This is a genomic window from Brevundimonas sp. EAKA (assembly GCF_000698025.1).
Lineage (GTDB): Bacteria > Pseudomonadota > Alphaproteobacteria > Caulobacterales > Caulobacteraceae > Brevundimonas > Brevundimonas mediterranea_A.
Genome location: NZ_JMQR01000098.1, coordinates 1 through 11,436, shown reverse-complemented (window position 1 = coordinate 11,436; position 11,436 = coordinate 1). Strand labels below are relative to the sequence as shown.

Below are 11,436 nucleotides of genomic sequence, written 5' to 3'. Positions count from 1 at the left end.
GCGTATCCGGGGTGGGTGATGTGGACGCCCATATAGGCGAAGGGGGCGGACGGGGCGTCGCCGCGGAATGTCAATCTCCCATCCTCGGCCAAGAAGAAGTCGCCGTCGCCTTCGAAGCCGATGGAGCCCTCGCGGCGGGCCAGCAGCAGGGCGGCGTCCATTTTCTCGGGGTTCCACAGGCGGACGAGGTCGGCCAAGGCGTCGCCTCGGTCGATCCAGACGCTGTCGATATTGGCGACGAAGACAGGATCGTCGCCCAGCAGGGGGTGGGCCTTTTTCAGGCCGCCGCCGGTCTCCAGCAATTCGGCTCGCTCGTCGGAGATGACGATCCGTGGGCCGCGTCCGCGTGCGGCCAGATAGGCTTCCAGGCGGTCGGCGAACCAGTGGACATTGACCACTGCTGTCTCGACCCCGGCGTCCGCCAGCCGATCCAGCACATGGTCGATCAGGGCGCGGCCGCCGACCTCGACCAGGGCCTTGGGCCGGTCGTCGGTCAGGGGGCGCATCCGGGTGCCCAGGCCGGCGGCCAGCACCATTGCGGTCTTGGGAGCGGTCATGCGCGCACCTCGGCTGGGACGTGGCGGTCAAACCAGCGGGCGACGGGCGCCAGGGCCGGCTGTTCGAGATTGGCGTTCAGATGCCGCCACATGCGCGGCAGGAACTGACGGTAGCGGGGCTTGCCGTCGCGGGCGATCAGCCGGGCGAAGATACCGATAATCCGCGCCTCGTTCAGGGCGGCCAGTCCGGCGTAGTCGGCCATGAAGGCGGCGCGGTCCACCTGGGGCCGCAGGGCGAAATAGCGGTCCAGGGCCTCGGCTTCCAGCGCCGGCGACACGTCGCGGCGGGCGTCCTGAAGCAGGGAGTGCAGGTCCCAGGAGGGGTGGGCGCGCACCGCGTCCTGGAAGTCGATCATGCCGACGCGGGCGGGGCCCTGGCGCTCGGGCAGCCAGATCAGGTTCTCGGCGTGATAGTCGCGGTGGGCCATGACCGAGGCCCCGCCCGCGCCCGAGGCGACCAGGGGCGCCCAGGCCTCGCGCCACGCCGTCACGGCGGCGGCGTCGAAGGCGACGCGGTCGTCCAGACGGGGCAGCCATTCGACGAACAGGTCGGCCCCGCCCTGAAGCGCCGTCTCGTCATAGGTCAGCAAGGGCCAGTCGCCGCCGGGGCCGTGCAGGGTCTGCGGCGGGCTCCCGGCCTCGTGCAGGGCCGCCAGGGCCTCGATAGCGGTCAGATACAGCGGCGTCTCGTCGGCGCCGTCCTCGATGACGCGGGCGAACAGGGCGTCGCCGAAATCTTCCAGCACGGCCAGGCCGTTCGGGGCGTCCAGGGCCGGGATTTCAGGGGCGGACAGGCCCAGCGACTTCAGATGGGCGGCCACGGCGGCGAAGGCCTCTATCCGGCCGGCGGACAGGCGGGCGACGGCGTTCCAGCCGGCGGCCTGGCGCTGTTGCGGCGTCCAGGATGGGTCGGCGGGCGGGCTTTCGGCGGCGGGCGCCTGGTCCATCAGCATCAGGCTGGCGCCGCCCGGCGTGGTCAGCCGCTCGTAGCGCCGCGTCGAGGCGTCGCCGGGCAGGGGCGCGCGCGCCGCCTCGGCCAGGCCGGCGCCCTTCAGGAAGTCGAGGCGAAGCTGTTCGCGGTCAGAAACGGACATGGTCGATCAGGTCTTCCCACCGGCCTGCGCCGGAAACGGTCGCAACACGGCCGTCGCCGTGTTCGGAAATTTCGATGGCCAGCCGGTCGGGCCCCAGGAACCGTTCCGGCGCCTCGCCCAGCCGCTCGGGCCATTCGATGACGGCGCAGCCCTCGTCCAGGGCCTCGTCCAGGCCGATCTCGAAGGCCTCTTCCGGCCGGGTCAGGCGATAGAGGTCGAAATGGGCGACGGGCGGGTCGGACTCGTAGAACTGTACCAGGGTGAAGGTCGGGCTGGGCACGTCCTCGTCCGGCGTGGTCAGGGCGCGGATCAGGCCGCGCGCCAGGGTCGACTTGCCCATGCCCAGCGGCCCGTACAGCAGCAGGCTGTCGCCCGGCGCGAGAAGAGGGGCGATGGCGTGGCCCAGACGAGTAGTGGCCTCGGCGTCGGGAAGTTCGATCTTCATGGGAACACCGCGTCAGGATCGGCGGCCAGGGTCCGTTCGGTGAACTGTTTCAGGGCCAGGGTGGCCTTGACGGCGTCCACGTCCAGGCGTTCGGGCGGGATCGGCTGACCGACCACGACGCCGAAGGGCTTGCCCGCCTTGTTCAGCAGTTCGTGGAACAGGGTCACGTCGCGCAGTTCCTGCGAGATCTTGTCGAACAGGTGGAACAGCCGGCTGTAAGGGCCGGTCACGTGCATGGGAATGACCGGAGCGCCATATTTGCGCGCCAGGGAGGCGGCGGTGGGCGCCCATTCGGGATCGGTCAGGACGCCGTTCTGCTCGCGGGCCAGACGGCCGGCGGGGAACATGACGACGCAGCGTTCGGCCTCGAAGGCCTCCTTGGCGGCGTTCAGGGTGGCGCGGGTCTTTTCGCGGGTGCGCTTGTCGTGAACCCATTCGACGGGGATCACTGTCTCGGCCAGTCGCGGCGAGACGCGCAGGGCGTCGGCGTTGGCGAAGAAGATGGCGTCGGGGCGGCGCTGTCGGACGGCGTCATAGACCGCCACCCCGTCGGCGATGCCGGTGGGATGATTGGCGACCACGACGCACCGGCCGGTCGCGGGCAAACGGTCCAGATGGGCGGTGGAGACCTTCAGGTCCAGCAGGTCCGAGACATAGTCCAGGGTTTCGGCGCCTGACAGGTTCTGGATGGCGTCGGCCATCCGCACCGCCGCCCTGTAGTTCAGCACGGAATACAGGGCCGGCCGCACGACCGGCCAGAAGGGAGAGGCGGTCAGACGCGGGGCGCGCTCGGCGATGAGGACATCGACGATATGGGGCGAGCGGCGGACGGGAAGGGCGGCGGAATTCATGGACGTCCGCTTGTCGCCGGTTCGGCGAAAGGGAGCAAGCCTACCAGAGGCGCGCCACGCCGAAGCTGTCGAACACCTGTTCATTGGAGACGAGCGTCAGGTTGTTGATCAGGCCCTGGGCGATCAGCAGCCGGTCGAACGGGTCGCGGTGCGTATGGTCCAGCCGGCCGGCGTGGGACGCCTCGCGGGCGGTGATCGGCAGGATGTCAAAACCTTCGAGATCGACCTCGGCCTCGAACCGTTCGGCCAGCAGCCCAGCCCTGGGCAGTCGGCCCATGCCGTGTTTCAGGGCAATCTCATAGGCTGATACAGCGCTGACGAAGACATGGACGTCGCCGTCGCGTATGGCGGCCTCGGCGGCCCGACTTAGCCCCGCTTCCCCCGACATCCACCAGATGAGGGCGTGGGTGTCGAGCAGCAGCCTCATTCGCCTCGGCCCTCCCACAGACGCAGTTCGTCTTCCGGCAGGGGGTCGAAGAAACGATCATCCATGGCGACGAGGCCCTTCAGCCGACCCGGCTTGCGCTCGGGCTTGGCCGCCGGCTGGAAGGGCACAATCCGTACTGCGGGCTTGTCGCCGCGCGCAATGACGACCTCTTCGCCGCGTTCGGCGGCGGCGATCAGTTTGGAGAGATGGGTCTTGGCGTGGTGGACGGTGACAGTGGTCATGTCGCGCTCCTTGGTCCAAGTAACTTAGCTAACTTCTGAGCTGTCAGCAACTTTCGCCCGGCGAACGGTGGTGCTACGCCTCGCCGCTGCAAGTTTTGCGAGGAATGCCCCATGCGCCACCGTTCTCTCTTGTCCGCCGCCTGCGCGGGAATTGCCTTGTCGGGCGCCCTGATGAGCGCCGCTCCGGCCCTGGCCCAGGTTCCGCCCGCGCCGGTTCCGGCTGCGCCCGCGACGCCTGACGCCTTCACCTATAAGGATATGATCACGGCCAACCGGCTGGGGGATCCGCAGGTGTCGCCGGACGGGCGCTACGTCGTCTATTCGGTGACGACGACGGATGTAGAGGCCAACCGCCGCGCCGGCAGCCTGTGGATGCTGGATCTGGAGACGCCGGACGTGGCGCCGCGCCGACTGGCTATCTCGGACCAGGGCGCCAACACCGCCCGCTGGGGCGGGGACGGCAATCTGTATTTCCTGTCGGGCAAGTCGGGCGCCAGCCAGGTCTGGCGCGTGGCCTCGCCCACGGCGACGCCGGTGCAGGTGACCAATCTGCCGCTGGACGTGAACGCCTATCGGATCAGCCCCTCGGGCGACAAGGTGGCCGTGTCCCTGGCCGTCTATCCGGACGCGGCCGATCTGGACGCCTCGGTCGAGATGGGCAAGGCCATGGCCGAGCGGAAAACAACCGGCCAGGTCTATGACCGGATGTTCGTCCGCCACTGGGATACGTGGAACGACCACACCCAGAACCATCTGTTCGTCCAGTCGATCGGTCGCAACGGTCAGGCGACCGGAACTCCGGCCTGGGTGACCAAGGGGTTTGACGGGGACACCCCGTCCAAGCCGTTCGGCGACGAGAGCGATTTCGTCTTCACCCCTGCGGGCGACTCCATCGTCTTCTCGGCGCGCCTGGCCGGCAAGACCGAGCCGTGGAGCACCAATTTCGACCTGTGGAAGACCAACGGCCTGACCGGCGACAGGACCTTCACCAACCTGACCCAGGACAATCCGGCCTGGGACGCGGGGCCGGTGTTTTCGCCGGACGGCCGCACCCTGGCCTATCGCGCGATGGCGCGGCCCGGTTTCGAGGCTGATCGCTATCAGATCGTGTTGATGGATGTTCAGAGCGGCCAGAAGCGCGAGATCGCGTCGAACTGGGACCGTTCGGCCGACACCCTGCAATGGTCGCGCGACGGCCAGACCCTGTACACGACCGCCGGCGACGTGGGTTCGACCAGGCTGTTCGCCGTGGACACGCGCAACGGCGTCGTCACCCCGGTCACCGGCCCCGGCCACGTCTCGGCCTTCCAGCAGACGCCGTCGGGCTTCGTTTTCGCCCAGGACAGCCTGAAGTCGCCCAGCGATCTGTATTTCAAGACCTATCTGGGTCGTGAAATGCCGCGTCGCCTGACCCAGGCCAACCCGGCCTTCGACGCCAAGGCCTTCGGCGAATACGAGCAGTTCAGCTTCCCCGGCTGGAACAACGAGACGGTGCACGGCTACGTCATCAAGCCGGTCGGCTATGAGGAAGGGAAGAAGTACCCCGTCGCCTTCCTGATCCACGGCGGACCCCAGGGCTCGTTCGGGGACGGCTGGTCGTATCGCTGGAACCCCGAGACCTACGCCGGGGCAGGCTATGCGGTGGTGATGATCGATTTCCACGGCTCGACCGGCTACGGCCAGGCCTTCACCGACGCCATCAGCCAGCACTGGGGCGACCGGCCGCTGGAGGATCTGCAAAAGGGCTGGGCCGCCGCGCAGCAGAAGTATGACTTCCTGGACGGTTCCAACGCCTGCGCCCTGGGCGCCTCATACGGCGGCTATATGATCAACTGGATCGCCGGCAACTGGTCGAACGCGTTCAAATGCCTGGTCAACCACGACGGCGTCTTCGACACCTTCGGCATGGGCTATTCGACCGAGGAGCTGTGGTTCACCGAGTGGGAATACGGCGGCACGCCGTGGGACAAGCCGGAAGGCTATCAGAAGTTCAACCCCGCCAACCATGTCGAGAACTGGAAGACGCCGATGCTGGTGGTGCAGGGCGACCACGACTTCCGCATTCCGACGGCCCAGGGCCTGTCCACCTATACGGCGCTGCAGCGCCGGGGAATCGACAGCCGCCTGATCGTCTTCCCGAACGAGAACCACTGGGTGCTGAAGCCGGCCAACAGCCTGCAATGGCACAATGAGGTGTTCGGCTGGCTGAACAAGTATCTGACCCCCGCCCAATAGGGCCGGGGCGCCGCAGAAACGAAGGAAGGGCGCAGCCGCAAGGCCGCGCCCTTTTTCGTTAGAGACCTGCGCGGGTCTCGGCCAGTTGGTTCAGACGGGCGTATTCGCGCGCCGTCATGCAGCGCGGCGTGGACCAGGTTTCGCCGTTCGAGCGGGCGTTCAAGGTTTCGCGCGCGCTGACGAAGACCGGCTGAACGCCGAACTCGCGCTGGTAGGCGCGACGGGTGGCCGCATCGGTCGCGCAGATCATGACGATCTGTTGGGATTCGGCGCGCTGCGGCTTGGACGTCTCGGCCAGGCTGGGGGTCGCGGTCGCCGCAATGGCGGCGAGAACCAGCGCGGGCGATGCAAATCGGGTCATTGAGCGGGTCATCGGGCATCCTCCTGTGGCCTGAATTAAGATCAGGGCTCTGATGAAATATGCGCCGAATTTTCGCGTTGTAAAGTTTTTGCGACAACTGAGCGCATAACTGACGAAATTTTAGGCCGGGAGAGGTCGGAGGGGACCGGGCGGCTCCAAACCGCGACTTGCGCGTTCTGTCTGGCTCACGGAGCCGATTGTTTGGCCAAGATGCTGAAGTGGAACGAATTGTGGTCGGACCTGCGTCGCAGGGGCATAGATCCGGCTGTGGCTCGCGCGCGAAGCTTTCACGATTGGGTGCGGCGGAATGACCCGGTGTACGCCGCCGTCCGACGGCCCGGTCGCGCCGAGGCCTGGGCAGGGGGCGTCGGCCTTTTTCTGATCGGCCTGGTGGTTCTGGCTCTGATCCTGTTCGACTGGAACATGGTGCGCGGACCCATCGGACGCTGGGCCTCGGCGGCGTATGATCGCGACATTGCGCTTCAGGGCGACCTGGACGTCCATCTGTTCAGCTGGACGCCTTCGGCGGTGGTGCGGGGTCTCAAGATCGGCGGGCCGGAGTGGGCGCGGGATCGCGATACGGCCGATGTGGACGAAATCCGCGCCTCGGTGCGGCTGCGCAAACTGTTCGCCGGCCAGATCGAAATGCCGTTGCTCAGCTTCACCCGCCCCCAGCTGGTGCTGATCACCGACAAGGACGGCCGCAACAGCTGGGACCTGAACCCCGAAAAGCCCGACACGGGCGAGGGGATGAAACTGCCGGTCATCCAGCAGCTGGTCATCACCGACGGCAGCCTGGTCTTCGACGAGCGGAGACGCGGTCTGAAACTGGAGGCGACGGTCGATGCGCGCGAGGGGCAGGGTGACGACGCCGGTTTCGTGCTGGACGGCGAGGGCGAGGTCAATGGTTCGCCGCTGACGCTCCGCGTCCGGGGCGGCCCTTTCATCAATATCCGTCGTGACCGACCCTATGACTTCGAGGCTAGCGTCAGCGGCGCGGGTTCCAGCCTGACTGCCAAGGGGGCCGTGACCCGGCCGTTCGACCTGGGCCGGTTCGACGCCACCCTGAGCTTGCAGGGGCGCGACCTGTCGGACCTGTATCTGCTGACGGGGGTCGCCCTGCCCAACACCCCGCCCTATCGGCTGAAGGGCGCGTTGAAGCGGAACGAGAATATCTGGACCTTCAGTGATTTCGACGGCCGGGTCGGGGCCTCGGACCTGTCCGGCGATGTGCGGGTCGATGCGGCGAAACGGTTGCGGGTCGATGCGGAACTGACGTCGCGCCGCCTCGACATCGACGACCTGGCCGCCGTCCTGGGCGCCCGGACCGTGACGAATGCGGCGGGATCCAATACCGAGGCGCCCGTGGCCGTCGGCGGCAAGCTGCTGCCCGACGCGCCGCTGCAGACCGAGCGCCTGCGGGCGATGGACGGAAGCCTGAGCTATCGGGCGGTCGCGGTGAAGGCCAATGACCTGGATGTGCGGGCGGTGAACCTGGGCGCGGAACTGAAGGACGGCGTCCTTGATCTCGATCCCGTCAGTTTCAACTTCAATCGGGGCGAACTGAACGGCACGGCCCGGATCAATGCGACGCGCGACATCCCCTACAGCGTCGTCGATTTCCGTCTGGCCGGCTATCCGCTGGAATCCATCATTCCTGCGCGCGACGGAACCGCGCCCCTGACCGGGCGCGCTCTGGGCCGGGCGCGGCTGGAAGGACCCGGCGCCTCGATCCATGATTTCGCAGCGGCGTCCAAGGGCTCGCTCAGCCTGGTGGTGCCCGACGGTCAAATGCGGTCGGCCTTCGCCGAACTGTTGGGCATCAACGCCAGCGCCGGCCTGCTGAAACTGTTGCGCGGCGACCAGTCGACGGCCCAGATCCGGTGCGCCGTCGCCGATTTCGACGTGCGGGGCGGGGCGGCGACGGCCAAGACCCTGGTCATCGATACGGATGTGGTTCTGGCCCAGGGCACAGGCACGATCGACCTGGGGGCCGAAACCCTGGACCTGCGTGTGGATGGCGAATCCAAGAAGCCGCGCCTGCTGCGGGTCTGGGCGCCCATCACGGTCAAGGGGGCCTTGACCGCCCCCCAGGTCGGCGTCGATGTCCGCGCCCTGGTCGGCCAGGGCGGGGTCGCCGGTCTTCTGAGCGCGGTGGTGGCGCCGGTCACGGCCCTGTTCGCCTTCGTCGATCCGGGCCTGGCCGAGGATGCGAACTGCGGCCGGCTGATCGCCGGGGCGCGATAAATCTGCGAAGGGTCAGGGCCGAACGAGGGGCGATGACGTAATGGATGCCATGGATTGTATCGCATGACCCGGCGGGGCCTTCTTGCGCCCATTGCGGGCCTGATGGCGGCCGCCTGTTCACCCCTGGGCCTGCTCAACAGTCTGGGGCCGAGGGACGGGGGCGTGCGACGGGTGGCGCGCGACATCGCCTATGGCGACGATCCCCGCCAGAGGCTGGACCTGTACGCCCCGACCGCGCCGGGGACCTATCCGGTCCTCGTCTTCTTCTACGGCGGCGGCTGGGATTCAGGGTCGCGCGACCTCTATGGCTGGGCGGCCCAGGCCCTGGCCGCCCAGGGGTTCGTCGTGGCCCTGCCCGATTACCGCGTCGTGCCCCAGGTGGTCTTTCCCGCCTTCATCGAAGACGCCGCCGTCGCCACGGCCAAGGCGGCGGATGTCGCCGCAGCCTATGGCGGCGATCCGGAACGGCTGGGGGTGTTGGGCCATTCGGCCGGCGCCCATCTGGCCCTGATGATCAGTCTGGACCGCCGCTATATGCAGGCGGTCGACCGCCCTGGACTGATCAGGGCGGCGGCAGGTCTGGCGGGGCCCTATGATTTCCTGCCGTTCGACGTGGGGGCGTCCCGCAACGCCTTCGGCCGCGCCCCCGATCCGACCCTGACCCAGCCCGTCACCTTCGTGCGCCCCGACGCGCCGCCGATCTGGCTGGGTCACGGCACGGCCGACGTCGTGGTCCATGCCGAGGACACGACCATTCTGGACCAGAGAATGAAAGCGGTCGGCGGTCGGTCCGAGGCGAAGCTCTATCCTGGTCTGGACCACGCCGACCTGATCGCGACCTTCTCGCCCCTGTTCCGCAAGAAGGCGACGATTCTGGCCGATGTGTCCGGCTTCTTCCACCGCGAACTGGGCTGATCGCCGAGCGGGGACTTTTCAAGAATGCGACTTAATGCCAATATGTCGGCTGGTCGGATTTTAGTATTCGTACCGATCATTCACGGCCCGTTCCGAACCTGTCTGGCTCCGGCGCCCACGCGTGCCGAACCTGCTGGCTCCGGGGCGGGCCGTCTTCGTTTCCGCGCCATATGGCGGCGGGAAGACACACCGACAGGAAGGATGGTGCGGGCGGCCGGGGTCGAACCGGCACTCCTTTCGGAACTGGATTTTGAGTCCAGCGCGTCTACCAATTCCACCACGCCCGCAGCGGAGCCGGTCTCATGCCACAAGGGCATGAGCCGGGTCCAGAGGGTCTTCACCGCATCATGAAGTTTACGCGGACGGCCGTCCTGTGCGGGGCGCAGCCTGAGCGCCGCAGGCGGATTTCGGGATCGTTGCAATGATGGGCCCCGATCAGGCCGCCACCTCCACATGGCTGTCGGTCCCGCCGGCCAGCACCCGTCGGGCGCGGATGTACATCTCGACCCGCTGCAGGACGATCAGTCCCATGGCGAAGACCAGGAAGGCGTCGGTGACGGCCATGGCGTTCAGGCGCCAGTCGGCGGCGTGGGTTTCGATCAGGTCGCGCAGGCCGGCGCGGCCCGCGAACAGCACGACCAGCAGGATCAGGCCCAGCGGCGAAGCCTGGGCCATCAGCGAACCGTCCGGCTCCTTCTCTATGGTGACGGTCTTGCCGCGATACCAGCCGGCCAGCACGGCCCAGGCGCCAGGGCCGAACGGCGCGTGGACGGCGCGAGGACTATAGGTCGAGCCCCAGATGCCGAGCCCGATGAGGGGCACGACAATGGCGGGCATGATCCACAGGAACTGCGGCTTCAACGGCCGCTTGCGCCGGTTCTTCAGCAGCACCAGGACCAACACGGCCGGGAAGACCAGCAGCGGTATGAGTTTCTCGGGCGGCATGTCGTCCTCCAGGCCTCCCCCGAGGCCGACATCGGTCAATCTGGCGTGGTCAGGCGTCGCGCGGAAGCGGCTCCACCGTCTGCTCGATGGCCCCGAAGATCGAACGATGCTGGTCGTCCATCATCTCGATCCGGACCGTGTCGCCATGGGCCAGGAAGGGGGTCTCGGCGGCGCCGCGCAGGATCGTCTCGACCGTGCGGACCTCGGCGATGCAGGAATAGCCCAGGCCGCCCTCGGCGACCGGCTTGCCGGGGCCGCCGTCGGCGTCGCGGTTGGAGACCGTGCCTGAACCGATGATCGTCCCGGCCGACAGCGAGCGGGTCTTGGCCAGATGGGCGATCAGGGTCCCGAAGTCGAAGGTCATGTCCACGCCCGCGTCGGCGCGGCCGAAGGGCTGGCCGTTCAACTGGACGGTCAGTTCGCCGTGCAGCTTGCCGTCCCTGAAGCGGTCGCCCAGCGCATCCGGCGTCACGAAGACGGGCGAGAGGGCGCTGGCGGGCTTGGACTGGACGAAGCCGAAGCCCTTGGCCAGTTCGGCCGGGATCAGGTTGCGCAGGGAGACGTCGTTGACCAGGCCGACCAGGCGGATGGCGGCCAGGGCCTCTTCCCGCGTCACGCCCTGGGGCACGTCGCCGACGACCACCACGATCTCGGCCTCCAGGTCGCAGCCCCAGGCGGGGTCGGCGAGCGGGATGGGGTCGCGCGGCGCCAGGAAGCCGTCGGAGCCGCCCTGGTACATCAGGGGATCGGTCCAGAAGCTGGCGGGCATTTCGGCCCCGCGCGCCCGGCGGACCAGTTCGACATGGTTCACATAGGCCGAGCCGTCGGCCCACTGATAGGCGCGGGGCAGGGGGGAGGCGGCGTCGCGTTCGTGGAAGCGGCCGCGCGGCACGGCCTCGTGCTCGAGGCTCTCGGCCAGGGCGTGGAGCCGGGGGCCGCAGCGGTCCCAGTCGTCCAGCGCGGCCTGGAGGGTGGGGGCGATCAGGAAGGCGTCGGTGAACCAGTGCAGGTCCTGCGAGACGACCACGAGGCGGCCGTCGCGGCCGTGCTTGAGCGAGGCGAGTTTCATGCCCAAGGCCTAGACCGATTTCGCGCCGGGGGGAACAGAGGGGCGGTC

Annotated in this window: 12 protein-coding genes and 1 tRNA gene; 3 read left to right on the top strand and 10 right to left on the bottom strand. The window is 68.0% G+C overall.

The genetic code is table 11. The features are described 5' to 3' along the window. From ER13_RS12915 to ER13_RS12890, 6 genes are all read right to left on the bottom strand, one after another. Positions 1-557 (bottom strand): nucleotidyltransferase family protein (locus ER13_RS12915; protein ID WP_035309824.1); only part of this gene is annotated, 557 nt, incomplete at its 3' end. Beyond that, entirely contained in the window at positions 554-1,651 is a 1,098-nt protein-coding gene (gene amgK, locus ER13_RS12910; RefSeq protein WP_035309816.1) for an N-acetylmuramate/N-acetylglucosamine kinase AmgK, read from the bottom strand. The genes ER13_RS12915 and amgK, both read right to left, overlap by 4 nt. Continuing rightward, the gene (tsaE, locus tag ER13_RS12905) at positions 1,638-2,096 is read right to left on the bottom strand and encodes a tRNA (adenosine(37)-N6)-threonylcarbamoyltransferase complex ATPase subunit type 1 TsaE (protein ID WP_035309814.1); all 459 of its coding nucleotides are present in this window, start codon (positions 2,094-2,096) and stop codon (positions 1,638-1,640) included. The genes amgK and tsaE overlap by 14 nt, the downstream gene beginning before the upstream one ends. Next, complete coding sequence (locus ER13_RS12900; protein WP_035309813.1) at positions 2,093-2,947, bottom strand: GNAT family N-acetyltransferase; 855 nt, start codon at positions 2,945-2,947, stop codon at positions 2,093-2,095. The genes tsaE and ER13_RS12900 overlap by 4 nt, the downstream gene beginning before the upstream one ends. 40 nt (positions 2,948-2,987) lie before the next feature. Further along, positions 2,988-3,374, bottom strand: a complete 387-nt coding sequence (locus tag ER13_RS12895; RefSeq protein ID WP_035309811.1) for a type II toxin-antitoxin system VapC family toxin — start codon at positions 3,372-3,374, stop codon at positions 2,988-2,990. Next, the gene (locus ER13_RS12890; RefSeq protein ID WP_035309809.1) at positions 3,371-3,616 is read right to left on the bottom strand and encodes a type II toxin-antitoxin system Phd/YefM family antitoxin; all 246 of its coding nucleotides are present in this window, start codon (positions 3,614-3,616) and stop codon (positions 3,371-3,373) included. The genes ER13_RS12895 and ER13_RS12890 overlap by 4 nt, the downstream gene beginning before the upstream one ends. 111 nt (positions 3,617-3,727) lie before the next feature. On the opposite strand from ER13_RS12890, the gene ER13_RS12885 reads away from it, so the two are divergent. After that, positions 3,728-5,851: a S9 family peptidase gene (locus tag ER13_RS12885; protein WP_035309807.1), complete on the top strand. Its 2,124-nt coding sequence runs from the start codon at positions 3,728-3,730 to the stop codon at positions 5,849-5,851. A gap of 58 nt (positions 5,852-5,909) precedes the next feature. Here the strand turns inward: ER13_RS12885 and ER13_RS12880 are convergent, their stop codons facing one another. Then, positions 5,910-6,224 (bottom strand): hypothetical protein, encoded by a 315-nt coding sequence (locus tag ER13_RS12880; protein ID WP_008264222.1) that lies wholly within the window; start codon positions 6,222-6,224, stop codon positions 5,910-5,912. Between the two features lie 198 nt (positions 6,225-6,422). On the opposite strand from ER13_RS12880, the gene ER13_RS12875 reads away from it, so the two are divergent. Further along, positions 6,423-8,459, top strand: a complete 2,037-nt coding sequence (locus ER13_RS12875) for an AsmA family protein (RefSeq protein ID WP_230307726.1) — start codon at positions 6,423-6,425, stop codon at positions 8,457-8,459. A gap of 63 nt (positions 8,460-8,522) precedes the next feature. Then, positions 8,523-9,374 carry an alpha/beta hydrolase gene (locus tag ER13_RS12870; RefSeq protein WP_035309820.1) on the top strand — a complete coding sequence of 284 codons (852 nt, stop codon included), beginning with the start codon at positions 8,523-8,525 and terminating at the stop codon, positions 9,372-9,374. Positions 9,375-9,576: 202 nt separating this feature from the next. Here the strand turns inward: ER13_RS12870 and ER13_RS12865 are convergent. From ER13_RS12865 to ER13_RS12855, 3 genes are all read right to left on the bottom strand, one after another. Continuing rightward, positions 9,577-9,661: transfer RNA gene (locus ER13_RS12865), tRNA-Leu, on the bottom strand. 148 nt (positions 9,662-9,809) lie between these two features. Next, a complete protein-coding gene (locus ER13_RS12860; RefSeq protein WP_035309818.1) occupies positions 9,810-10,319 on the bottom strand; it encodes a CcdC protein domain-containing protein in 510 nt (169 codons plus the stop codon). A 49-nt stretch (positions 10,320-10,368) separates the two neighbouring features. After that, complete coding sequence (locus ER13_RS12855; protein ID WP_035309805.1) at positions 10,369-11,388, bottom strand: fumarylacetoacetate hydrolase family protein; 1,020 nt, start codon at positions 11,386-11,388, stop codon at positions 10,369-10,371. Positions 11,389-11,436: the final 48 nt, after the last annotated feature.

Bases quoted from the DNA above. Each gene is read 5' to 3' on its own strand.
- ER13_RS12860 (WP_035309818.1), bottom strand. From the start codon at position 10,319: ATGCCGCCCGAGAAACTCATACCGCTGCTGGTCTTCCCGGCCGTGTTG.
- ER13_RS12895 (WP_035309811.1), bottom strand. From the start codon at position 3,374: ATGAGGCTGCTGCTCGACACCCACGCCCTCATCTGGTGGATGTCGGGG.
- ER13_RS12855 (WP_035309805.1), bottom strand. From the start codon at position 11,388: ATGAAACTCGCCTCGCTCAAGCACGGCCGCGACGGCCGCCTCGTGGTC.
- ER13_RS12875 (WP_230307726.1), top strand. From the start codon at position 6,423: ATGCTGAAGTGGAACGAATTGTGGTCGGACCTGCGTCGCAGGGGCATA.
- ER13_RS12880 (WP_008264222.1), bottom strand. From the start codon at position 6,224: ATGACCCGCTCAATGACCCGATTTGCATCGCCCGCGCTGGTTCTCGCC.
- ER13_RS12900 (WP_035309813.1), bottom strand. From the start codon at position 2,947: ATGAATTCCGCCGCCCTTCCCGTCCGCCGCTCGCCCCATATCGTCGAT.
- ER13_RS12870 (WP_035309820.1), top strand. From the start codon at position 8,523: ATGACCCGGCGGGGCCTTCTTGCGCCCATTGCGGGCCTGATGGCGGCC.
- amgK (WP_035309816.1), bottom strand. From the start codon at position 1,651: ATGTCCGTTTCTGACCGCGAACAGCTTCGCCTCGACTTCCTGAAGGGC.
- ER13_RS12885 (WP_035309807.1), top strand. From the start codon at position 3,728: ATGCGCCACCGTTCTCTCTTGTCCGCCGCCTGCGCGGGAATTGCCTTG.
- tsaE (WP_035309814.1), bottom strand. From the start codon at position 2,096: ATGAAGATCGAACTTCCCGACGCCGAGGCCACTACTCGTCTGGGCCAC.
- ER13_RS12890 (WP_035309809.1), bottom strand. From the start codon at position 3,616: ATGACCACTGTCACCGTCCACCACGCCAAGACCCATCTCTCCAAACTG.